This window comes from Micromonospora sp. CA-248260 (assembly GCF_050942205.1).
In the GTDB taxonomy this organism is placed as follows: Bacteria; Actinomycetota; Actinomycetes; order Mycobacteriales; family Micromonosporaceae; genus Micromonospora; species Micromonospora antibiotica.
The window spans coordinates 2,318,945-2,340,035 of record NZ_CP192021.1 but is presented as its reverse complement, the minus strand read 5'-3'; the positions used below and the strand labels follow the sequence as shown (position 1 = coordinate 2,340,035).

The 21,091-nt window shown below is 73.3% G+C and carries 25 protein-coding genes and 1 pseudogene; 15 read left to right on the top strand and 11 right to left on the bottom strand.

Annotated features, from left to right (window positions below; translation table 11 throughout):
• The first annotated feature begins 7 nt into the window (after positions 1 to 7).
• From ACQP2H_RS10225 to ACQP2H_RS10210, 4 genes and pseudogenes are all read left to right on the top strand, one after another.
• Entirely contained in the window at positions 8 to 991 is a 984-nt protein-coding gene (locus tag ACQP2H_RS10225) for a YihY/virulence factor BrkB family protein (protein WP_219469504.1), read from the top strand.
• Between the two features lie 63 nt (positions 992 to 1,054).
• Entirely contained in the window at positions 1,055 to 1,471 is a 417-nt protein-coding gene (locus tag ACQP2H_RS10220) for a DUF2795 domain-containing protein (RefSeq protein WP_219469502.1), read from the top strand.
• Positions 1,472 to 1,523: 52 nt separating this feature from the next.
• Entirely contained in the window at positions 1,524 to 1,985 is a 462-nt protein-coding gene (locus ACQP2H_RS10215) for an SRPBCC family protein (protein WP_219469499.1), read from the top strand.
• Between the two features lie 136 nt (positions 1,986 to 2,121).
• Positions 2,122 to 2,384: pseudogene (locus tag ACQP2H_RS10210) on the top strand (hypothetical protein).
• 13 nt (positions 2,385 to 2,397) lie between these two features.
• On the opposite strand, the gene ACQP2H_RS10205 reads toward ACQP2H_RS10210, so the two are convergent.
• Positions 2,398 to 3,714, bottom strand: a complete 1,317-nt coding sequence (locus ACQP2H_RS10205) for an MFS transporter (RefSeq protein WP_363821011.1) — start codon at positions 3,712 to 3,714, stop codon at positions 2,398 to 2,400.
• Between the two features lie 161 nt (positions 3,715 to 3,875).
• Between ACQP2H_RS10205 and ACQP2H_RS10200 the strand changes: the two genes are divergently transcribed.
• Positions 3,876 to 4,088 carry a hypothetical protein gene (locus ACQP2H_RS10200; protein WP_219469489.1) on the top strand — a complete coding sequence of 71 codons (213 nt, stop codon included), beginning with the start codon at positions 3,876 to 3,878 and terminating at the stop codon, positions 4,086 to 4,088.
• 23 nt (positions 4,089 to 4,111) lie between these two features.
• Here ACQP2H_RS10200 and ACQP2H_RS10195 read toward each other — a convergent pair whose 3' ends face one another.
• Complete coding sequence (locus ACQP2H_RS10195; protein WP_219469485.1) at positions 4,112 to 4,945, bottom strand: hypothetical protein; 834 nt, start codon at positions 4,943 to 4,945, stop codon at positions 4,112 to 4,114.
• Positions 4,946 to 5,217: 272 nt separating this feature from the next.
• On the opposite strand from ACQP2H_RS10195, the gene ACQP2H_RS10190 reads away from it, so the two are divergent.
• Together ACQP2H_RS10190 and ACQP2H_RS10185 are read left to right on the top strand one after the other, a co-directional pair.
• A complete protein-coding gene (locus ACQP2H_RS10190) occupies positions 5,218 to 6,147 on the top strand; it encodes a hypothetical protein (protein WP_219469481.1) in 930 nt (309 codons plus the stop codon).
• A 277-nt stretch (positions 6,148 to 6,424) separates the two neighbouring features.
• Entirely contained in the window at positions 6,425 to 6,790 is a 366-nt protein-coding gene (locus ACQP2H_RS10185; RefSeq protein ID WP_357535929.1) for a DUF6401 family natural product biosynthesis protein, read from the top strand.
• An 85-nt stretch (positions 6,791 to 6,875) separates the two neighbouring features.
• Here ACQP2H_RS10185 and ACQP2H_RS10180 read toward each other — a convergent pair whose 3' ends face one another.
• Positions 6,876 to 7,751, bottom strand: coding sequence for a mechanosensitive ion channel family protein (locus ACQP2H_RS10180; protein ID WP_208569387.1), 876 nt, complete (start codon positions 7,749 to 7,751; stop codon positions 6,876 to 6,878).
• Between the two features lie 198 nt (positions 7,752 to 7,949).
• Here ACQP2H_RS10180 and ACQP2H_RS10175 point away from each other — a divergent pair, with 198 nt between their 5' ends.
• Positions 7,950 to 10,070 (top strand): ATP-binding SpoIIE family protein phosphatase, encoded by a 2,121-nt coding sequence (locus tag ACQP2H_RS10175; protein ID WP_357535931.1) that lies wholly within the window; start codon positions 7,950 to 7,952, stop codon positions 10,068 to 10,070.
• 233 nt (positions 10,071 to 10,303) lie between these two features.
• Positions 10,304 to 11,599, top strand: coding sequence for a cation:proton antiporter (locus ACQP2H_RS10170; RefSeq protein WP_219469474.1), 1,296 nt, complete (start codon positions 10,304 to 10,306; stop codon positions 11,597 to 11,599).
• An 11-nt stretch (positions 11,600 to 11,610) separates the two neighbouring features.
• On the opposite strand, the gene ACQP2H_RS10165 is transcribed toward ACQP2H_RS10170, so the two are convergent.
• Entirely contained in the window at positions 11,611 to 12,549 is a 939-nt protein-coding gene (locus ACQP2H_RS10165) for an NAD(P)/FAD-dependent oxidoreductase (RefSeq protein ID WP_433233510.1), read from the bottom strand.
• Positions 12,550 to 12,643: 94 nt separating this feature from the next.
• Between ACQP2H_RS10165 and ACQP2H_RS10160 the strand changes: the two genes are divergently transcribed.
• Positions 12,644 to 12,859: a DUF3072 domain-containing protein gene (locus ACQP2H_RS10160; RefSeq protein WP_208569384.1), complete on the top strand. Its 216-nt coding sequence runs from the start codon at positions 12,644 to 12,646 to the stop codon at positions 12,857 to 12,859.
• A 2-nt stretch (positions 12,860 to 12,861) separates the two neighbouring features.
• Here ACQP2H_RS10160 and ACQP2H_RS10155 read toward each other — a convergent pair whose 3' ends face one another.
• Genes ACQP2H_RS10155 through ACQP2H_RS10145 form a run of 3 tightly spaced genes read right to left on the bottom strand, consistent with a single transcriptional unit; the run spans position 12,862 to position 16,073 of the window.
• Positions 12,862 to 13,362 (bottom strand): metallophosphoesterase family protein, encoded by a 501-nt coding sequence (locus ACQP2H_RS10155; RefSeq protein ID WP_433232308.1) that lies wholly within the window; start codon positions 13,360 to 13,362, stop codon positions 12,862 to 12,864.
• Positions 13,363 to 13,404: 42 nt separating this feature from the next.
• Entirely contained in the window at positions 13,405 to 14,184 is a 780-nt protein-coding gene (locus ACQP2H_RS10150; RefSeq protein ID WP_219469468.1) for an SDR family oxidoreductase, read from the bottom strand.
• A 41-nt stretch (positions 14,185 to 14,225) separates the two neighbouring features.
• Positions 14,226 to 16,073 (bottom strand): glycoside hydrolase family 15 protein, encoded by a 1,848-nt coding sequence (locus ACQP2H_RS10145; protein ID WP_433232304.1) that lies wholly within the window; start codon positions 16,071 to 16,073, stop codon positions 14,226 to 14,228.
• Between the two features lie 163 nt (positions 16,074 to 16,236).
• On the opposite strand from ACQP2H_RS10145, the gene ACQP2H_RS10140 reads away from it, so the two are divergent.
• Positions 16,237 to 16,824 (top strand): general stress protein, encoded by a 588-nt coding sequence (locus ACQP2H_RS10140; RefSeq protein WP_219469462.1) that lies wholly within the window; start codon positions 16,237 to 16,239, stop codon positions 16,822 to 16,824.
• A gap of 215 nt (positions 16,825 to 17,039) precedes the next feature.
• Here the strand turns inward: ACQP2H_RS10140 and ACQP2H_RS10135 are convergent, their stop codons facing one another.
• Together ACQP2H_RS10135 and ACQP2H_RS10130 are read right to left on the bottom strand one after the other, a co-directional pair.
• Positions 17,040 to 17,231 (bottom strand): DUF397 domain-containing protein, encoded by a 192-nt coding sequence (locus ACQP2H_RS10135; protein WP_433232301.1) that lies wholly within the window; start codon positions 17,229 to 17,231, stop codon positions 17,040 to 17,042.
• Positions 17,222 to 17,989 (bottom strand): DUF5753 domain-containing protein, encoded by a 768-nt coding sequence (locus ACQP2H_RS10130; protein ID WP_433232298.1) that lies wholly within the window; start codon positions 17,987 to 17,989, stop codon positions 17,222 to 17,224. The genes ACQP2H_RS10135 and ACQP2H_RS10130 overlap by 10 nt, the downstream gene beginning before the upstream one ends.
• A gap of 214 nt (positions 17,990 to 18,203) precedes the next feature.
• Here ACQP2H_RS10130 and ACQP2H_RS10125 point away from each other — a divergent pair, with 214 nt between their 5' ends.
• Genes ACQP2H_RS10125 through ACQP2H_RS10115 form a run of 3 tightly spaced genes read left to right on the top strand, consistent with a single transcriptional unit; the run spans position 18,204 to position 18,969 of the window.
• On the top strand, positions 18,204 to 18,440 hold the full coding sequence (locus tag ACQP2H_RS10125; RefSeq protein ID WP_433232295.1) for a hypothetical protein: 237 nt from the start codon (positions 18,204 to 18,206) through the stop codon (positions 18,438 to 18,440).
• Complete coding sequence (locus ACQP2H_RS10120; protein ID WP_357535939.1) at positions 18,437 to 18,718, top strand: hypothetical protein; 282 nt, start codon at positions 18,437 to 18,439, stop codon at positions 18,716 to 18,718. Before ACQP2H_RS10125 ends, ACQP2H_RS10120 begins: the two co-directional genes overlap by 4 nt.
• A complete protein-coding gene (locus ACQP2H_RS10115; RefSeq protein ID WP_308291078.1) occupies positions 18,715 to 18,969 on the top strand; it encodes a flavin reductase in 255 nt (84 codons plus the stop codon). The genes ACQP2H_RS10120 and ACQP2H_RS10115 overlap by 4 nt, the downstream gene beginning before the upstream one ends.
• A 50-nt stretch (positions 18,970 to 19,019) precedes the next feature.
• Here ACQP2H_RS10115 and ACQP2H_RS10110 read toward each other — a convergent pair whose 3' ends face one another.
• Together ACQP2H_RS10110 and ACQP2H_RS10105 are read right to left on the bottom strand one after the other, a co-directional pair.
• Positions 19,020 to 19,616: a DUF1684 domain-containing protein gene (locus ACQP2H_RS10110; RefSeq protein ID WP_219469451.1), complete on the bottom strand. Its 597-nt coding sequence runs from the start codon at positions 19,614 to 19,616 to the stop codon at positions 19,020 to 19,022.
• 324 nt (positions 19,617 to 19,940) lie between these two features.
• Positions 19,941 to 20,468, bottom strand: a complete 528-nt coding sequence (locus tag ACQP2H_RS10105) for a GNAT family N-acetyltransferase (protein ID WP_219469448.1) — start codon at positions 20,466 to 20,468, stop codon at positions 19,941 to 19,943.
• A gap of 135 nt (positions 20,469 to 20,603) precedes the next feature.
• On the opposite strand from ACQP2H_RS10105, the gene ACQP2H_RS10100 reads away from it, so the two are divergent.
• A complete protein-coding gene (locus tag ACQP2H_RS10100) occupies positions 20,604 to 21,086 on the top strand; it encodes a MarR family winged helix-turn-helix transcriptional regulator (RefSeq protein WP_219469446.1) in 483 nt (160 codons plus the stop codon).
• The last annotated feature ends 5 nt before the right edge of the window (positions 21,087 to 21,091 follow it).

Here is a 21,091-nt window from a genome sequence, read left to right as displayed (position 1 = left end):
GCCGAGCATGGCAGCGACGACGGAGCCGACCGCGGTCGCCGAGGACGGACCGCAGCTGCGGATTCCCCGGCGGATGCGCCAGTTGAGCTGGTCCACCTGGCGGGGGGTGCTGATCCGCAGCGGGCAGGGTTTCGTGAAGGACAACTGCGCCGACTGGGCGGCGGCGTTGACCTACTACGGGGTGCTCGCCCTCTTTCCGTCCACGGTCGTGGTGGTCGCCCTGGTCGGTCTGGTCTCCGACGGCGAGCGCACCGTGGACACGGTGTTGGATCTGGCCCGCGACATCGGGGCCGGCTCGGTGGTCGGCAACGAGGGTTTCGTCTCGGTGGTCCGCACGGTGGTCGACCAGCAGAGCGGCACGAAGGTGCTGCTCAGCTTCGGGTTGGCGGGCGCGTTGTGGTCGGCGTCCGGGTTCATCGGCGCGTTCACCCGGGCCTCCAACGCGATCTACGGGGTCGAGGAGGGCCGCCCGTTCTACCGGCTGCGCCCGTTGCAGATCGCGATGGCCGCGTTGTCGCTGGTGCTGCTCGCGGTGGTGGCGCTGGGCCTGATCGTCAGCGGGCCGGTGACCGACGCGGTGGGCGACCTGGTGGGGGCGGGTGGACTGGCCCGCACGGTGTGGAGCGTCGCGAAGTGGCCGGTGCTGGCCATGGTGATGATGACACTTTTGTCGCTGATGTTCTGGATAGCACCGAACGTCCGGCAGCCCCGGTTCCGCTGGCTCACCCCGGGCGGGGCGGTGGCCCTGCTGTCCTGGATCGTCGTCTCCTTCGGTTTCGGCCTCTACGTGGCCAACTTCGGCTCGTACGACGTCACCTACGGCAGCCTCGGCGCGGTCATCGCCTTCCTGGTGTGGCTGTACCTGTCGAACTCGGCGCTGATGTTCGGGGTGCAGATCAACGCCGAGTTGCAGCGGGGACGCCGGTTGCAGGCGGGCCGGGACGCCGCGGCTGAGCCGGCGTTGCCGCCGAAGGCCACCGCCGGTTCGTGACCGGTCGGGTACCCGTGTCCGGCCCGGCGTTTCCCCGCACCGACTGCGGGTAGCACACCAGACATGGAACGTGGCAGCAGCAAGCACGCACCGAGGGTCGACGACCAGATGAGCCAGGAGGTCAGCGGCCTCGTCCAGGGGCCGGGCACCGCGGGCTCGCGGGTCGAGGAGTTCCGCGAGGCGGAGCCGGCCGGCGAGGACCAGCCGGGCGCCACCACGGCCCCGGCGGGCGACCTGCGGACCGGCACCCCCCAGGGGATGACCTCGGAGGACGTGGAGGCGCGCAGCCGGTTGGGCCGGTTCATCACGATGGCGGCCCTGCCGGGGGACCGCCTGGCCCTGATCGCCAACGCGCGGGAGAACCAGGCGCCCGACGACCTCGTGGCCGCCCTGGAGCGGCTGCCGGAGGGCACCCGTTACCAGACGATTTCCGAGGTGTGGGCCGCCCTCGGGCACCGAAACGAGACGACGCGCTGGTGACCGGATCGGCCCACGATCCGGACGACCACCAGCGGGCAGAGGAGGACTTCCAATGAGCGGCGTTATCGAACATGTGGACGTGTCCGTACCGGTACGGACCGCCTACGACCAGTGGACCCAGTTCGAGGAGTTCCCCCACTTCATGGAGGGGGTGCAGGAGGTCCGGCAGCTGTCGGACACGATGACCCACTGGACGGTGGAGATCGCCGGGGTCAAGCGCGAGTTCGACGCCGAGATCACCGAGCAGCTGCCCGACGAGCGGGTGGCCTGGAAGTCGACAGGCGGCACCCAGCAGGCCGGCGTGGTGACGTTCCACCGCCTCGACGAGGACAACACCCGGGTGACCCTGCAGATGGACTTCGAGCCGCACGGCGTGGTCGAGCAGGCCGGCGACAAGCTCGGCGTGGTGGACCGGCGCACCAAGGGTGACCTGGAGCGGTTCAAGCAGTTCATCGAGCGTCGCGGTCAGGAGACCGGCGCGTGGCGCGGGTCGGTCGACCGCCCGCAGCCCTGATCCACACCCACGCACGTACGTCAGGCGCTCCACCGACGGCCGCCGGCTCCCCCGGCGGCCGTCTGCGGTGCCGGGGTGTTGCGGTCCGCCCCCGGGTTGGCCGTTTGCGATCATCTGGTCGGGGTACCGCGAAGGGATGACGGACAACGACGGCAGGGTCTGGCGGGACGAGGAGAAGACACCGCTGGAGGAGTTGGACCGGGCGATCGCACGGTCCACCATCGACGGGCAGGCCGACGATCCGACCGGCAACGACGCGGGTGAGGAGGCGGCCTTCGGCACGGCCCCGAACCGGTGGACCGGGGTGCCGGCCCGGCCGCCGAGCGTCGGGAGATGACCGACACCGAGCGTGCCTACCGCCCCTCCACGACGGGACGTACCGGCCCGGACACCATGTGACCCAACGGCCCGCTCAGTCGGCCGGTGCGGCGGTGCGGCGGGCGGCTGCCGCGTGCGCCACCAGCAGGGCCACCGCCAGCACCGTCAGCACCGGGCCGAGCAACCGCACCGACGTGTCACCGAGCAGCACCCCGAGCCCGGCCGGGATGAGGGCGGCCCCGATCCCGGCTGCGCCGATCTGCACGCCGATCACCCGGTCCGCGTGCTGCCGGCCGACCCGCTCCGCCGTGCTCAGGGTGAGCAGCGGGAACACCGGCGCGGCGGCGAAGCCGAGCACGACCAGGCCGGCCACCGTCACCCAGCCCGGGGCCGGCAGCGCGATCAGCACCGCCCCGACGGCCATCCCCAGCAGGCTGCCCCGCAGCACCCGGGCGGTGCCGAGCCGTTCGGCGACCAGCCCCTGCACCACCCGGCCGACGAACAGGCTCCCCCAGTAGGCGGAGACGCTCAGCCCGGCGACCGCGGCGGACAGCCCTCGCCCCTCGGTGAGCAGCAGGAACGCGTAGAGCCCGGCGGACACCTCGATGGCCACGTAGATGGCGAAGGCGAGCGCGCCGAACCAGACGGCGGGCAGCCGCAGGGTCTCGGCGATCCGCACCACGGCCGGCTCCGCCGCCCCGCCCGGCGTCGCCACCCCGCCCGGCACAGCGTCGTCGACCGGACCACGCTGCGGGGGCCCGACCGGCGCGGCGGCGACGGCGTCGACCGGTGCACTGGCGGCGGTCTCCCCGGCCGGCCCGGCGCGCTTCGGCGACCCCGGGCCGCCCGCCCGGTCCCGCCACGCGCCGACGGTGAGCGCGAACGCGGTGGCCAGCGCGAGCTGGGCGGCGGCGGTGACCGCGTACCCCCAGCGCCAGCCCGCGCCGGTGCTCAGCATGGCGGTCATCACCAGGGGGCCGATCGCCACGCCGAGGCCGAAGAAGGCGTGCATCCAGTTCATGTGCCGGGGGCCGAACGCCCCGGCCGCGTACGCGTTGAGGCCGGAGTCGATGGCTCCGGAGCCGAGGCCGAGCACCAGCGCACAGCAGATCAGCACGGTCAGCCCGGGTGCGCTGGCGTACCCGGTCAGCGCCAGGCTGGCCAGCAGGGTGCTGCCGGCGAGCAGCCGGCCCACGCCGAGCCGGGCGAGGGTGAACCCGGCCAGGACGCTGGAGGTGAGGTAGCCGATCGTGCCGGCGGTGAGCACCAGGCCGACCGCTGCGGTGGGTACGCCGAACTCGGTGCTGATCGAGGGCCAGCCGACGCCGAGCAGGCCGTCGGGCAGGCCGAGGCTGACGAAGGCGAGGTAGGCGAGCAGGAGCAGGGAGGTACGGGGCGGGGCGACGGGCACGGAGGCTCATCTTGCCGCATCATCGAGAACGGGTCGACGTGATTGTCGCCTCCCCCGAACCGGTGGTTTGGAACGCCCGGACGGGCAGGAAAGCGGACAGGTAGTCCAGAATCCACCGTTCGGCTGACGGTAATCCGCAGGGGGCGCGCAAGACTTTCGGGATGCAACAGGGCTCCGGTTTCCTCACCCCTCGTCAGCGTCGCCTGGCCTGGCTCGGCTTCCTGCTCGCCGCGCTCCAGGCTCCGGTCTCCGCCAAATTCTCCTCCGACGACTCGTGGCTGTTCAGCCTCTGCGTCGCGCTGATGGTGGCCACCGTGATCATCGCCGACGACGCCGGCCGTCGTCGCCCGGCCGACGCCACCCCCGCGGAATGACACCCGCCCGGCCGTACCGCTGATCAGGGGGTCGGGCCGGGGAACTCCCGCTGCGGGCAGCTGAGCGGACGGGCCGGGTCGACCCGGTGCAGGGCGTACCCGGTCCCCTGGGTCGGGACGTGCGTGCTGGGTGCCCGGTCGCCGAGCTGGACCAGGGCGTGCCAGCCGGTGCGCTGGGCGGTATAGAGCGTGCAGCCGTCGAGGACCTGGGTGTGCTGCCGGGCGGCCACGGTGGCCCGGCCCTGGGCGAAGGTCGCCGGGTCGGCCGGGTCGCTCTCCGCCAGCAGCAGCGACGACGCGGCGGTCGTGGTGTTCGCCCAGAACGACTCCCCTGCCGTCAGGTAGAGGTCGGCGACGGTGATCACGTCGTGGTCGACCAGGCTGGAGAAGGTCAGGTCGGGGTCGGCCGCTCCGGTGGTGCCGGAGTGGGTCACCGGCGGCAGGGTGATCGTGGTGGTGTCCGTGCGCTGCTGCACCCAGTACGGGCCGGCCGTGTACGCGCTCACGGCGGCCGTGTACGCGCCGAACGGCCGGTGCCCGGCCGTGGAGTCGACCACCACGAAGTCGGTGCGCCCGACGCCGTACCAGCTGGTGGCCAGGGTGGTGCCGGCGGCGTCGCGCAGGGTCAGGTCCCAGTCGGCGGTCGCGCCGGGCTGGACGGCGACCACCGACCAGCGCCGCTGGTAGGTGCGGTAGACGTAGTCCTGCGCGGTGCGGGCGACCAGCACGTCGCCGTCGCCGAGTCCGGTGCCGGCGACCGCCGCGCCGGGGTACGGCAGCGGTGCGACGAGGGTCACCGCGAGGAGGGCGGCGAGGTGCGCGCCGCACCACCGGCGGCCGGTTCGGGACATTGCCATCGGTGGGATTCCTTCCAGGCGGGATCTGGACTGTAGCGACGTCGGGGCGCCACGGGGCGCTACCGCGCTGTCGGATATCGGCCCCACCGCGCCGGCCGTCCCTGTGCGACCTTGTCCCCAGCCGCACCCGGCACCACGACCAGCCACGTCGGCTGCCGCCCCCCGGGCAGCGACCGACGCAGGTCGACTGCCGCTCCCGGGCAACCGGACCACCGTGCGCCCACCGGCGGCACCCGGACCACCGCCGACCCGACCGCTGAGGAGCACCGACCGTGACGAGACGACCGACGGTGTGGACCTGGTTGCTGAGCCTGCTGGCAGCCGTGCTGCTCGCCCCGACGCCCGCCCCGGCCGCCCCGGCCGGCGCTGAACGGGACGCCCGCGACCGGGCCACCACCCGCAGCGCCGCGCAGCAGGCGTCGTGGTCCACCGGCCCGGTCGCCGCCGGCGCCACCCAGGGCTGGGTGTGGAACAACGCCAACCCGCTCAACGCCGCCTACCAGGTGGGCTTCTCCCCGACCGGGGCGAACTCCACGACCCCGTGCGAGTTCGAGGTGACCCGCAGCTGGTACTCCCGGCAGCCCAGCGGCGAGCGGCGCTTCCACTTCGTGATCCGCAACAGCGGTACGACCAGCTGTGGGGCCACCGTCCTGCTGTCCTGGCTGACCCCGACCCACGACTGGTCGACCGGGGCGTTGGCCCCCGGGGCGAGCGGCAACTACGGCTGGGTGGAGCAGATCGCGCCGACGGTGTCGTACCTGCTGGGGCTGACGCCGACCGGGGCGACCGCGACGGCCGCCTGCCAGCTGGAGATCACCCGCACCTGGTACCGGCAGGAGCCCGACGGGGTCCGGAAGTTCTACTTCGTGCTGCGCAACATCGGCACGATCACCTGCTCCGGGCAGTTCCAGCTCGCCCAGACCAGCCCGGCGGCCTCCTGGTCGACCGGCACCCTGGCCGTCGGCGCCTCGGCCAGCTGGACCTGGACCAACGCCAACCCGCTGAGCGCGGTCTACCTGCCCGGGGCGTCCCCGACGGGTGCCGGCGGCGGCACCGCCTGCCAGTTGGAGGTGACCCGGAGCCGGTACGCGCAGCGGATCAACCCGGACGGCACCAGCCAACGGCAGTACCTCCTGACCGTCGGCAACGTCGGGCAACTGCCCTGCGCCGGCACCGTCCTGCTCGGCTCGCTGACCCCCTGAGGCGCGGCCCCGGGCCAGCCTGGGACGGGCCCGGGGCCAGCCCTGGGACACGCCCCGGGCCAGCCCTGGGACGGGCCGGGGGACCCGGATCGGGTGTCCGGGTCGTCCCGTTGCCGCCCGTCCCGGCCGCGCAGGTGGCCGGTGAGCGCGGTGTTCCCTCTGCCCGCCGGGGACCGGGTCGGTCCGCGTGGCGGAGGCCGGCCGGCCGCAAGGGTGCGCCGGGACCGGCCGGGCGGCCGACCCCGCCCCGGTCAGCCGGTGGCTAACCTCGGTCCTCATGCGAGTGCCGTACCCCCAGGGAGCGACCGGGACCGCCGTGCGCGCGGCACGCTCCCGGCTGGCCCTGCTCACCGCCTCGGTCGGTGCTCCCGGCCTCGCCGCCGCGCGGGCCCGGCCGGGCCTGCTGGCGCTGGTCGACCAGCACGCCGCAGCCGTCCGGGACAGCCTCGACGGTGACCGCCGGCCGCTCACCCCGGCGGCCCTGGCCGGCTATGCCGAGGGGATCCGGGACACCGCCGGCGCGCACGGCCTGCTGCCCGTCGGCGCGGCCGACTTCGCCGCGCCGGACTGGGTGCTGACCCGGCTGCTCGCGGTCTGCGCCCTGGCCCGCACCCTCGACCCCCGGCACCTCGACCCGGCCTGACCGACCGCGGCGGGGACGGCCCGGCGCAGCGCGAACGGGAGGGCGCCCGCGTCGCGCGGACACCCTCCCGGTGGTACGTGCCGACTCAGCTGCCCGGACGACCGAACTGCTGGGTCTCGTCGCCGGACTGACCCGACTGGTAGGTGCCCCGGCCACCGGCCATCGTCCGGGCCTCGTCGACGCGCGGCATGGTCTGCGTCCGCTCGCCGCCCCGGTCGGCCATCTGCCGGCTCATGTCGCCCTGCCCGGCCGCGCGGGCCCGCCGGTGCTCCTGGACCGCCCGCGACTCCTCGGCCGCCCGGTCCAGCCAGCCGTCCCAGCGGGACTGCATCGGCTTCACCAGACCACCGCCGACGCCGACGATCAGGATGCCGGCCACGGTGGCGAGCACCGCGATCAGGACCGGCGTGGTGACCGTGGTGGCGATACCGACCTGGTTCAGCGCGGCGATGACGCCCAGCGCCAGGATGAAGACCGCCACCAGGTCGGCGAGCACCTTGCCGTACGACAGGCCGCCGAGCGCACCGGAGACCAGGTCCCGGACGGCGTTGGCGATAGCGGCGGCCACCACCACGATGACGATCGCGATGAACGCCCGTGGCAGCCAGGCCACCACCCCCCGGATGAGGTCGCTGATCGCGTTGGGCCCCCACACCCCGAAGGCGAACTGCAGGGTGAACAGCAGCACCGCGTAGTACGCCAGTCGGGCCAGGATGTCACTGGCGTCGTACTTGGTGCGTTCCAGCGCCCGTCTGATCCCGCCCCGTTCGACCGCCCGGTCGAAGCCCACCCGTTCCAGCGCCGCGTCCACGATCTTGAGTACCGCGCGGGCGATGAGCCAGCCCACCACGAGGATGACGATGAACGCGATGGCCCTCGGCACAAAGAGCAGCACCGACCGCCACATGTCGGTCAAGGCGCTACCGATGTCGACCTGCCTGACCGCAAGGGTTTCCGGCATGATGTCCCTCCTGTCCAATGGACTGCGCCGCCCGGTTACCCGTCCGTCGCACCAGCACGCCGCAGAATCCGTACGGATTTTTCCGACATGTTTTTAGAAAAGCCCCTGACCTGCACGAACATCTCCGGCAGCGGCGTCGGGCAGGCGGCACGGGGCACGATCGGTTCGCCCCGGGACGCCGCCGGATAGGCTGCGGACATGCCAGGCACGGTCGGGCGGGTCCCGACGTCACCAGCCCCCGTACCGGGACCGGACGGGGTCTCACCGGCGGTGGCTGCCGTGCGGGCCCACCCGTGGGCCGACACCCCGCTGGGCCCGCAACAGGGCTGGGACGTGACGGTCCGCGTGCTGGTCGACGTGATCCTGTCCTCCCCCGTACCGATGGCGCTGCACTACGGCGACGACTTCGTGCTGCTCTACAACCAGGCGTACGCCGAGGTGATCGGCGACCGGCACCCCGGCGCGCTGGGCCGGCCGGCCCCCGAGGTGTACGCCGACCTGTGGCACGCCCCCGGCGTCGGTGAGGTGATCGAGCGGGCCTACCGGCACGGGGAGTCGTTCCTGCAGAAGGAGTCGGTGCTCCCGGTCCACCAGCACGCCACCGGCGAACACGCGGTCTTCACCCGGGGGCACTCCCCGGTGCGCGACAGCACCGGACGGATCGTCGGCGTACTCACCGTCGCCGCCCAGACCAGCCAGCTCACCCAGCAGTTGCAGAGCCTGTCCGACTTCGCCGCGGCACTGTCGGGCACCCTCACCCTGGACGACGTGGCCCGGGTGACGTTGCGCTACGCGCTGCACTCCTTCGACGCCGACCAGGTCTCCTTCGCGGTCGACGACGGCCCGGCCTGGCGGCTGGTCCGCCGGATCCGGGGCGAACTGCTCGACGAGGCCGACGAGCGGCTGCCCCCGCTGTGGCGGCCGGTGCCAGCCGACACCACCGCGCCGGTGGTGGTCGGTGCACACAGCGGGGTGCCCTTCTTCGCCGGGGACGGCCAGCCGCTGCGGGACACCGCCGTCGACCGGCACGACCAGAAGATCCGCTCGCTGGCCGCACTGCCGCTGCGCTCGTCGGTGATCCGGGGCGGGATCGCCGTGGGCTACCAGACCCCGCACGGCTGGTCGGCGGCGGAACGGGCACTGCTGGCCGCCTCGGCCGAGCTGGTCGGCCAGGCGGCGGAGCGGGCCCGCCGGTTCGAGACCCAGCACGGCACGGCGCAACTGCTGCAACGCAGCATGCTCCCGGAGCAGTTACCGGCCCTGCCCCGGCTGCGCATCGCCGCCCGCTACGACCCGGGTGTCGACGGCAACGCCGCCGGTGGTGACTTCTACGACGCGTTCCTGCTGCCCTCCGGCGACCTGGGTGTGGTGCTCGGCGACGTCGCCGGGCACGACGTGCAAGCGGCGGCCCGGATGGGGCAGGTCCGGGCGGCGCTGCGGGCGCTGGCGCTGACCGACCCGCGACCGGACGCTGTCCTGGCCGGGCTGGACCGGCTGGTGGCGAGCCTGGGCACCGAGACGGGCACCCACGAACTCTTCGTCACCGTGGTCTTCGGGGTGGTCGACGCCGACCGGAGTGAGATCACCCTGGCCAGCGCCGGGCACCCCCCGCCGCTGATCCGGCGCGGCGGGCCGGACGGCGTCGCCACCGCCACCTTCGTCGAACTGCCGACCGGCGCACCCCTCGGGTTGGGCTGCCGACCCCCGACCGCCACCGTGCCGCTCGCCCCCGGCGACACCCTGCTGCTCTACAGCGACGGGGTGGTCGAGCGGCGACGGCAGAGCCTCACCGCCGGCCTGGCCGGGTTGGCGGCGGCGGTGGCCGGGGCGGCCAGCGGTGACCCCCGGGCGCTCTGCGCCGTCGCCACCGGCGCGGTCCCCGGCGCCACCGAGGACGACGTGGCGGTGCTCGCGGTGGAGCACGCGCTCAAGCCGAGCCGCTCCGCCGGGATGGAGATGCCCGCCGAGCCGACCGCACCCAGCCGGGTACGCCACTGGATGACGGCACAACTGGGCGAGTGGCAGGTGCCCGACGCGGTGATCGGCGCGGCGGTGCTGTGCACCAGCGAGCTGACCACCAACGCGTTGCTGCACGCCGGCACCGCCGCCCGGGTGGAGATCGACCTCAGCCCCGAGCGCCTGCTGGTGTCGGTGGCCGACTCGGGCACCCGAGGCACGGTGACCCGGGCCCAGACCGACACGCTGAGCAGCCGGGGCCGGGGCCTCGGGTTGATCGAACAGCTCTCCGACGCCTGGGGCACCGACCCGACGGTGCGGGGCTCGACCGTCTGGTTCGAGATCCTCCTGCCCCCGACCTGACCGGGAGTCCCGCCGGGGCCACGCTTCAAGGTCGCGCTCGAACCATGTTGTAGTGGCCTCGCTACGGGGCGGTTTCAAGCGGTCGTAGACCACTACAACCTGGAAATAGCGCGATCTTGCCTACCTGGGTACGGGTCCGGAGACAAGCCGGACACCCAGGCTTAGCCCGGCCATCGACGGGGCACAGTCCCACCCCCGCCCACATCCGTGGCCGGGGGTGAGAGGTGGTCGGGGTGGAACTGGTCGATGTCGAGTTCGCGCTGGTGGGCGCGGGAGCCCTGCTGGCCGGGGTGCTCCCCCGACTGCTGGAGCGTCGCCCGCTGTCCATGCCGATAGCGTTCCTCGGCCTCGGGATGCTGGTTTTCGCGCTGCCCATCGGCCTGCCCTCCCCGGACCCGCTGCGCTACCCGCAGGTCGCCACCCACCTGACCGAGATCGGCGTGATCGTGGCGCTGATGGGCGCCGGGTTGAAGATCGACCGACCGTTGAGCTGGAAACGCTGGTCGTCGACCTGGCGGTTGCTGGCGATCGCGATGCCGATCTGCATCGCGGCGGTGGCGCTGCTCGGCTGGTGGTGGGCGGGTCTGGTGCCGGCCGCCGCGCTGCTGCTCGGTGCGGCCCTGGCCCCGACCGACCCGGTGCTCGCCTCGGACGTCCAGGTCGGCGAACCCACCGACGCCGAGGACTCCGAGGACGAGGTGCGCTTCGCGCTGACCTCCGAGGCGGGCCTCAACGACGGCCTGGCGTTCCCGTTCGTCTACGCGGCCATCGCGATCGCCAGCGTCGGGCTGGCCCCGTCGGGCTGGTTCGCCGAGTGGTTCGCCGTCGACGTGCTCTACAAGCTGGCCGTCGGCGTCGGCGGTGGCCTGCTGATCGGCTGGCTGCTCGGCAAGCTCTTCTTCCGCGCCCCGAGCGAGTTGCGGCTGGCCCGGCACGCCGAGGGGTTCCTCGCGCTGGCCGCCACCTTCCTGGCGTACGGGCTGGTGGAGGTGGTCGGCGGGTACGGGTTCCTGGCCGTCTTCGTCGCCGCGCGGGCGATCCGGGCCGCCGAGCGGACCCACGAGTTCCACGCCGTGCTGCACGACTTCGCCGAGCAGACCGAGCGGCTGTTGACCGTCCTGCTGCTGCTGCTCTTCGGTGGCGCGGTGATCACCGGTCTGCTCGCCCCGCTCACCTGGCAGGCGGCGACGGTCGGGCTGGCCCTGGTGTTCGTCATCAGGCCGCTGGTGGGGTGGCTGTCGCTGCGCGGCGCACCGGGTCGGCCGGCCGAGCACTGGGTGATCTCGTCGTTCGGCATCCGGGGCGTCGGCTCGTTCTACTACCTGGCGTACGCCACCACCAAGGCGGACTTCGCCCAGGCGGACCTGATCTGGGCGACGGTCGGCCTGGTGGTGGTCGTGTCGGTGGTGGTGCACGGAATGGCCGCGACCCCGGTCATGCAGTTGCTGGACCGGGCCGGTGAACGCACCGGCGACCCGTCGGAGCAGGGTCGACGCGACGAGCCGGCCCTGGACGGCGCGCGGGGTTGACCGGTGGCCGGTCAGGTCAGTCGGCGGGCCAACTCCCGGCCCAGGTCCCGGCCGGAGCGCCAGGCGCTCTGCACCCGGGGCTTGCCGAAAGCGTCCCCGGCCAGCCCGACCAGGTCGTCGTCCAGGAAGAACGTCCCGTCGGGGTCCGGCTCGACCGGCCGGGCGTACGTCCAGCGGTGCACGTGGACCAGTTCGGCCGGGTCCGGCAGGCCGAGCAGGTCGCGGACGGCCTCCTCGATCGCCGGGCCGGCCGCCCCGGGCTGGGCCAGGCGCCCGGCGGCGAACTCCGGCGTGGTGTGGGCGACCAGCACCGGGGCGGCGTCGCCGCGCCGGTCGCCGTCGTCGCAGACCAGGGCGAGCACCGGGTGCCCGTTGACGAACGCGCCCCGGAAGTCGGCCCACCGCCGGCCGGGGAAGCGCAGCACCGCCGCGAGCACCGGCGCCCACCCCTGCCGTACGGCGGCCCCGGTGGCCCCGGTCAGCGCCGGGTCGAGCAGCAGGGCGGCCTGCGGACCCGGGGTGCACAGCGCCACGGCGGCGGCGGACTCCCCGTCCACCACCGGGCCCGGTGCGACGCCCGACACGAACCGGTCCACGGTCACCGGCAACTCCCGGGCCAGCTCCTCGACCAGGGAACGCAGGCCGCGCGGGGCGGCCCAGCGGACCGGTCCGGGCACCTCCCGCCGGCCGTCCGGGCCGTACGCGACGAAGGTGTCGGTCCACTCCCGCACCAGCCCGGCGGCCTGCCAGCGCCCGACCACCTCGACGAAGTCCGGGTCGTCGGCGGTCAGGTACGCCGCACCCAGGTCGGCGGGGCGGCCGTCGAAGCGTCGGCTGGCCATCCGGCCCCCGGCCACCCGACCGCGTTCCCGGATCTGCACCGGCACACCCGCCCGCACCAGTTCTGCGGCGCACGCCACCCCGGAGATGCCGGCACCCACCACGATCACATCCGCGTCCACCCGGTGATCGTATGCGCCGCGACCGGCATGACCGGGCGACCGGCGGGGTATTGGCACGGCTGTTCGAGGAGAGGTGAACCTGATGACCGACCGCAACGACCAGCAGCCCGACCCGCGTGGGGCGATCAAGGATCCGCAGGAGTGGGTGACCGGCGACGAACCGCCGACCGCCGCCCAGGAGTCGTACCTGCACACCCTGGCCCGGGAGGCCGGCGAGGAGGTGCCGGACGACCTGACGAAGGCGGAGGCGTCCCAGCGGATCGACGAGTTGCAGGAGGAGACCGGCCGGGGCCGGTGACCTCAACGGGGTGGCAGGCGGTGCAGCACGACCCGGTCGAGTTGCCCCGCCACCACCTCGGCGGTCAGGTACGTGGCGTACGGCTGGGCCCGCCGGTCGGTGGGTGAGCCCGGGTTGAGCAGCCGCAGGCCGCCCGGTGCGACGCTGTCCCACGGGATGTGCGAGTGGCCGAAGACGAGCAGGTCCCGATCGGGGAACCGGACCGCGCAGCGCTGTTCCCGGCCGGTCTTCGGCCCGGTCTCGTGCACCACGGCCACCCGCAGCCCGGCCAGCTCCACCTCGGCCACCTCGGGCAGCCGGGCCCGCAGGTCGGGGCCGTCGTTGTTGCCGTACACGCCGACCAGCCGACGGGCCCGGCCGACCAGCCGGTCGAGCAGTCCCACCTCGACCCAGTCCCCGGCGTGCAGCACCACGTCGGCGGCGTCCACCGCCGCCCAGACCTCGGCGGGCAGGTCCCGGGCGCGGCGGGGCAGGTGGGTGTCGGCGATCATGAGCAGCCGCATCAGGCGGACCTTCCGGGCGGGGGCCGGGCGCGGCCAGCCGGCTCAGGCGCCCTGGCCCTGATTCTGCATCAGGCCGCCGTCCATGAAGTACGTCGACCCGGTCACGTAGTCGGCGTCGTCGCTGGCGAGGAAGACGGCCAGCCGGGCGATCTCGACCGGCTCGGCGGCCCGCTTCCACGGGATGCTCTGCACCTGCTCCGCCAGGTACTTCGGGTCGTCGATGGCCTCCTGGTTGAACGGGGTGAGCACCATCCCGGGTCCGATGTTGTTGACGTTCATCCGCATCGGGGCGACCTCCAGGGCGAGGCTCTTGGCCAGTTCGAGCATGCCGCCCTTGCTGGCGTCGTAGTCCGCCCCGCCGGCCCGGGCGACCTCCTGGTGGATCGAGGTGATGTTGATGATCTTCCCGCCGCCGCCCTGGTCGCGGCGGTGCCGGACGAACCGCCGGCAGCAGAAGAACATCCCGTACAGGTTGGTACGGATGCACCGGTCCCAGGTTTCGGTGTCCAGGTCGGCCACGCCGATGCCGGAGGCGTCCACCCCGGCGTCGTTCATCAGCACGTCCACCGTGCCGAACGCCGTCAGCGCCTCGTCGAACATCGCCTCGACCTGGTGCTCGACGCTGATGTCGCCCTGCACGACCACCGCCCGCCGGCCGGCCTTCTCGATCTCGGCCCGGGTGTGGTCCGCGCCGGCGTGGTCGTGCAGGTAGTGCACCACCACGTCGGCGCCCTCCCGACCGAACTCGATCGCGGTGGCCTGCCCGATGCCCGAGTCCGAGCCGGTGATCAGGGCGGTGCGGCCGGTCAGTCGTCCACTCATCAGCGTGTTCCCTTCGTCGGTCCCGTACCGGTCGGCACGGCTCAGGTCGACGTCGGCACGATGTCGGTGCCGGTCGTCACGAAATGCGGCCGCTCCGTGGCGAGGTCGCGTCGTCGTTCGGCGACGTCGGTGAGCAAGCCGGCCGCGTTGATCAGGCCGATGTGCGAGAAGGCCTGCGGGAAGTTGCCCACCTGCTCGCCGGTGGCCTGGTCGATCTGCTCGGCGTAGAGGCCGAGGTCGTTGACCCGGCTGGCGAGTTGCTCGAACAGCCGGGTGGCCCGCTCCTGCTCGCCGGCCAGGGCCAGGCAACCGGCCAGCCAGAACGAGCAGATGACGAAACCGGCCGGGTCGCCGTCCCAGCGGCGCAGCAGCCCGTTGCGCGACAGCCGCCGCTCCACCACGTCGATGGTGGAGCGCATCCTCGGGTCGGCGGCGGGCAGGAACCCGACAAGCGGCATGAGCAGCACCGAGGCGTCCAACCGGTCGGAGTCGAAGGCCCCGGTGTACGCGCCGAGCCGGTCGTTCCACCCCCGCCGCAGCACCGCCGCGCGGACCTCGTCGCGGGCCCGCGCCCACCGCCCGATGTCGGCCGGATCGCCGAGGCGAGGACCGAAGCGCACCGCCCGGTCCAACGCCGTCCAGCACTGGACCTTCGACGACACGTAGTGCCGTTCGGCGTCGCGGGACTCCCACATGCCGGAGTCCGGCAGGTGCCAGGCCCGGACCGCCTGGTCGGCCAGGGCCCGCAGCAGGTGCCGTACGTCGGGTGACATCGGGTCCAGGTAGTGCCGCATCAGCCAGGCGGCGTCGAGGATCTCGCCGAGCACGTCGTTCTGCCGCTGGGTCCAGGCGTCGTTGCCGACCAGCACCGGCCGGCTGTCGGCGTAGCCGCGCAGGTGGTCCAGGGAGTGTTCGGTGAGGTCCCGCTCGCCCTCCACGCCGTACATGATCGGCACCCGGCCGTCGTCGATGCGGCCCATCGCCCGCGCCACCCAGGAGAACTGCCGGTCGGCCTCGTCGGGGCAGGCCGACCGCCACAGCGCCTGGAGGGTGAGGCTGAAGTCGCGGACCCAGACGTAGCGGTAGTCGTAGTTGCGGTCGCCACCCAGCTGTTCGGGCAGCGAGGTGGTGGCCGCCGCGACGATCGCGCCACTGGGCTGGTAGGTCATGCCCTGCACCACCATCGCGCTGAGGCGTACCTGGTCGCGGTAGAGACCCTGGTAGTCGTGCAGGTCGGCCCAGGAGCGCCAGCCGGCCACCGCGTCGGCCACCACCCGGTCGGCGGCGGGCAGGGCCGGCTCGCCGCCGCCGTAGGTCGGGGCGTACCCGAGGGTGAACCGCAGGGTGTCCCCGGCCCGGACGGTCGCCCGGCCGACGGCGTCGCCACGGCGGCAGGCCAACGGCACGTCGGAGCGCAGGCTGAGCCGGCACGCGCCGGCCCGCGCGTCGATCACCCCGGCGGCGTGGGTCAGGTACGCGGTGACCCGGCCGTACTCGAACCGGGGAGCGAACTCGACGCGTACCGGCACCTCGCCGGAGATCCCCTCGACCAGCCGGGCGAGCACCCGGGGCGAGCGCAGGCCGATGTCGTGCCCACGTGCGTCCGGTTCCAGCGCCAACGCGTCGGTGACGGCCACCGACCCGGTGCCGGTGTGGAAGACGGTACGCAGCACCAGCGAGTCGTCCAGATAGGAGCGGGTCACCCGCACGTCGTCGCCCTCCGGGGCGATCGACCAGTGCCCGGCCCGGTCGTCGAGGAGCCGCCCGAAGACCGACGGGCTGTCGAACCGGGCGGGGCACCACCAGTTGACCGAGCCGTGCCGGTCCACCAGCGCGGCGCTGCGACCGTCGGCAAGGAACCCGTGCTCGCTGATCCGTCCGCTGTCCACGGGCCGGGTTACCCGGGCACCCCGGAGCGCATTCCTCGACCACACCGTCTTCTGTCTGTCCGCCCGTGACCGTCACCCCGGCCGCCCGGCGCGGATTGCCGGAGCTGCCGGCGTTACCTCGGCGGGCCGGCGGGAACGCCGGTCGTTGACGAAGGAGGATGCCATGACCAGAGCAGCGAACCCGACCGCCACTTGGCGACCCGGGATGCCGGGCGGCGACAACCTCCCGTCCGGTCCGGCCGGCCGGCCGGCGACGCCCCCGGGGGACGGGCACGGCCCGCAGGCCGGAGCGCCGGCGGTGACGATCGGCGCGTACCCGGACTATCCGTCCGCGCAACGGGTGGTGGACTACCTGGCGGACAACCGGTTCCCGGTGGAGCACAGCGCGATCGTAGGGACCAACCTCACCCTGGTGGAGACGGTCCTCGGCCGGCTCACCACGGGACGCGCCGCCCTGCTGGGTGCCGGCACCGGCGCGTGGTTCGGGCTGTTCATCGGCCTGTTGTTCGGCATCTTCACGGTCGGCAACTGGCTCGCGGTGATCCTGGTCGGGCTGGTGATCGGCGCGATCTGGGGGGCCGTGTTCGGCGCGGTGGCGCACGCCATGTCCGGCGGCCAGCGTGACTTCACCTCGGCCAGTTCGTTGCGGGCCGGCCAGTACGCGGTGACCGTGGACGCCGGCTTGGCCGACCAGGCGCGGCAGATGCTCGGCCGGATGCACCTGACCCCGACCGGGGCCACCGCCCGCTGACCCGTCCGACCCAGCCGCCGCCCCGACGCGCCCAGCGCCGGGGCGGCGGTCGCGTCGTCGGCCCCTGACCGGGGCGGGCGGCCCGACCACGACAGGCCCGGGGAGCACCCGCCGCTCCGGTCGACGGCGACGGCGACGGCGACGGCGACGGCGAACCGGAGGTGACGATCAGGACGAAAAGGCCCCGGCCGATCGAGGCCTTGAATGTTGTCTGACTAGCGGGACGTCCTCGCGAAGTCCACGAACCCCCGCCACGCGCCCGGCGCGAACGCCAGCGTCCCGCCGTCACGGTCCTTCGTGTCCCGCACCAGGACGACGCCGGGCAGGTTGTCGGCGACCTCGACGCAATTTCCGCCGTTGTCGCCACTCTTCGTGCTCTTGCGCCACCGCGCGCCGGTCAGGTCCATGCTGCCACCGCTTTCCTGATGAGGTCGAGAGACTGCGACCGAGGTAGGGCCTCGCCGACTATGCGAGCCCACCTACGTTCAAGGCTAGCGATCTCTGCCGCGTCGTCGGTGACGTGTGCGCTGGCCGGACCGTCCTGGTGCGCCAGCCGCGCACCGTCCGGCAGCTCGGCCAGGACGAACGGACCGCCCATGCCCAGATAGATCGGCGTGTCGAGCGGCACGACGTGCACCTGCACGCACGGCAGTTCGGCGCAGGCCGCGATGTGCTCACACTGCTCGCGCATCAGCTCGCCGTCGCGTCCTGCGCGCCGCCGGAGGGCCGCTTCATCGATCACGGCGACGACGAGCGGAGGCTGTGGCCGGTGGAGAATCGCTTGCCGCTGCATCCGCGCCGTCACCAGCTCGTCGACCTCCTCTGGGGTGGGGGTCGCCAGCGCCAGCGTCGCCCGGGCGTACGCTTCCGTTTGTAGGAGCCCCGGCACCCACGCCAGTTCGAACCCCCGCAGCACCACCGCCTCGCGCTCGATGTCCGCCCAGCGGCGAAACCAGACAGGCTCGTGGCGCTTCAGCGCGTCCGGCCAGAGGTCCAGGACGTCCCGGCCCAGTACCGCCGCGACCTTGGCGCGATGCCGGCTCTGCGGGATGCTCCCGTGGCGTGCCCACCTGGCTGCGGTTTTCGGGTCGACCCCGACCTGAGCTGCCAGGCTCTCGGCGGTCTCCCCGGTCTGCGCCATGGCCTCTTTGACTGCCAGATTCATCCCGCTCCCTCCCCCGTTCCGACCGAACGTTCCGAACGTCTGCCTCCATATTGCTACGCGGTGTGTTCGCTCCACAACCCTCGGCAAGGTGGAGTCAGAGCGGCGCCGCCGGTCGGAGGGGAGATCCGCCGGCCGCGCCTGCTGCGGGGGCCGTCTCCTGTGGAGGGGCAGGAGGCGGCCCCCGTTCCATCCACCGCTACCAAGGGGGAACACCGTGCCGGACACGCCGGAGCCCGACAGCCCACCGCCGCCCGAGCCGCACCGCAAGCCTGACGACGACCCACCACCGGCACGCCCGTCGGTGCCCGGCCCGATCGGGCCGTTCATCCCACCGTGGCGGGGCCCCGGCCGGCTGGGGAACGCCGTCCCCTGCCACCGCCGGGCCCACTGCCACCGCCGGGCCCACTGCCACCGCCGGGCCCCCCGGCTGGAACGGGAGCTGGCCCGGTGACCCCGCACACGATCCGCCCCGGTGACGTGCTCCACCTGACGCGCGCCGCGAGCGTGCAGTTCATCCGGCCGATCACGGTCCGGGTCATCCGGGTGCTCACCGACCGGCACACGTACGACTGTTGGTTGTGGATCGACGCCTACGAGCTGGACGCAGCCGGCGACGCGGTCCGGCGGCGGACCCTGTTCCTGATGCCGGCCGGAGCGACACGTCTGGAGCCCGGCCCCCGTCGACCGGCTCCACGCAGGCCGATCCCGGGAAAGGTCGTGGTGGCGTGACCGAGCTGCTTCCCGGCCGGCACACGCCGCTACCACCCACCTGGCTCTGCCGGATCGACGCCCACCCGTGGCCCTGCGGGGAAGCGAAACTCGCGCTCATCGCGGCGTACGCCGACGACCGGCCGGGCCTGCTGACCCTGCTGTCGACGCTCAAGGAGGAAGCCGAAGACCATCTCACGCAGCTCGACGGCGGCAGGCCCGTGGACGCCACCGACCGCTTCCTGACCTGGACATACCAGGCCGGCCGCTGACCTCACCTCTCTCCGAGCGGCGAGGTGGGTGGGGCGGGGACGTGGCAGGGTCAGCGGTCGCGGCGAGGATAGACCAGTTCACCGGCCCGAATCGGCACCTTGACCCGGTTCTCCGGGGGTGCCAGCGGGCAGGCCCAGGTGTCGTCGTACGCGCAGCTGGGGTTGTAGAGATAGTTGGCGTCGAGGCGGACCCGGTGCCCGGGGAGCACGGTGAGTCCCCGCCCGAAGGTGCCCTTGACCGTGTCGGTGAGGTACCGACCGCCGCCGTACGTCTCCCGGCCGCTGGTGCCGTCGCGGACCGGCACGAACAGCCCACCGCCGTACGCCTCGATCCACCACAGGGTCAGCGGCCCCCACGGGGTCTCGGCGACCGCCACCCGCCGGTAGCGCACCACCCCGTCCGGGCCGCCGGTGTCGATGGTCTCGGTGCCGGAGGCGGGACGCAGCGGGGCCTCGACCACCGCCGCCGGATCCGCCGGGAACCAGCCCAGCCCGGGGAAAGCGGCCCGGTCGGCGGCCGGCAGCGGGCTGGCCGGGTGGCTGCGGAACAACTCGTCCCGGGCAGCCCGGAAGCCGGCCAGGTCGGTGTCGGACAGGTAGAGCGCGGCGGTGCGTTCCCGCCAGTCGAGCACGTCGAGATCGTCCACCCACCGACCCTAACCACCCAACCGAACCCGACCCACCCCTCTCCCGCCACCCCAGCCGCTCTCCCCTCCCCCACCCTGAGCCGCTCTCCCCCGACCCCCCGCGCCCTCCCCCGAGCCGCCGTCCCCGGTGATCAAGAGGTTCGCGTCAGTATCGGGCTGAACGATGACGCAAACCTCTTGATCACCGGGGACACCGCCGGGACACCGCGCCGAAGGGGCGGTGATCAAGAAGTTTGAGGCGGAAATCGGGCTCAACGGTGACGCAAAGCTCTTGATCACCCGGGACAGGGCAGGGCCGCGACGGGTGAGCGGGAGCGGAGCGGGTCAGTCGTCGGTGGCGAGGCGGGCGTGCAGGTGTTCGTCGTGCCGGTGGCCGTCGCCGTAGCGGTGCGACTCACGCAGCGTGCCCTCCCAGCGGTAGCCGGCACGGGTGGCGACCCGGCAGGAGGCGGGGTTGTCGACCGCGTGGCACAGTTCGATCCGGTGCAGGTCGAGGTGGGTGAAGGCCCAGCCGGTGAGCGCCCGCAGCGCGCCGGAGGCGACCCCGCGTCCGCGCGCCGGCCCGGCGGTCCAGTAGCCGACGGCGGCGTTGCCGTCCCGGATCTGGTGCACGGAGACCGCGCCGAGCAGCGTCCCGTCGGTGGCGTCGGTGACCGCGACGGAGACGTGGCTGCCGTCGCTGCGGTCGGACCGCCGGGTGATCCACGCGGCGGCCTGCGCCAGGTCGGTCACCCCCTGCCCGTTCCACCGGACGATGTCGGGGTCGACGAGGGCGGCCAACACGGCCGGCGCGTCCGCCGCCCGCCAGGGACGCAGCACCAGGCCGGGTGCGGTGATCTGTACGGGTTCCACCGGGGCAGTCTGCCAGCTCACCGGCCACCCTTTCCTTTCAAATCCTGAATTTCCTCCCGTCAAGGAGAAGTGTCTCGCTGCTCACAGGCACATTAGAGAGCTTGTTTAAATTTGAAGGAGTGCTACTGTTCGGGCATGACGGAGAGCCTGGACAGCGAGCGGATGGCTTGCTGGCGTGCCTACATCGAGGCCAGCCAGCGGCTGTTCACCCAGCTGGAGGACGACCTGCGTGCCGACGGGGAGCTGAGCTTCGCCGACTACCACGTGCTGGTCCTGCTCTCCGAGGCGCCGGGCCAGCGGCTCCGGATGGGTGAGCTGGCCGGCCGGCTGGTCTTCTCCCCCAGCCGGCTCACCTACCAGATCTCCACCATGCAGCGGCGGGGCCTGGTCTCCAGGCAGTCCTGCCCCGGGGACCGTCGGGGCAGTGAGGCGGTGCTCACCGCCGCCGGGTTGCTGACCCTGCGCGAGGCCGCGCCGGGGCACCTCGCCTCGGTCCGCCGGCATTTGATGGACGACCTCGACGACGCCGAGGTCACCACCCTGACCCGGGTCTTCGATCGGCTCGGCCGGCGGCTGCGCGCCGACCGGGACGCGTCGTCCACCCACCGCGACACCTGAGGAGA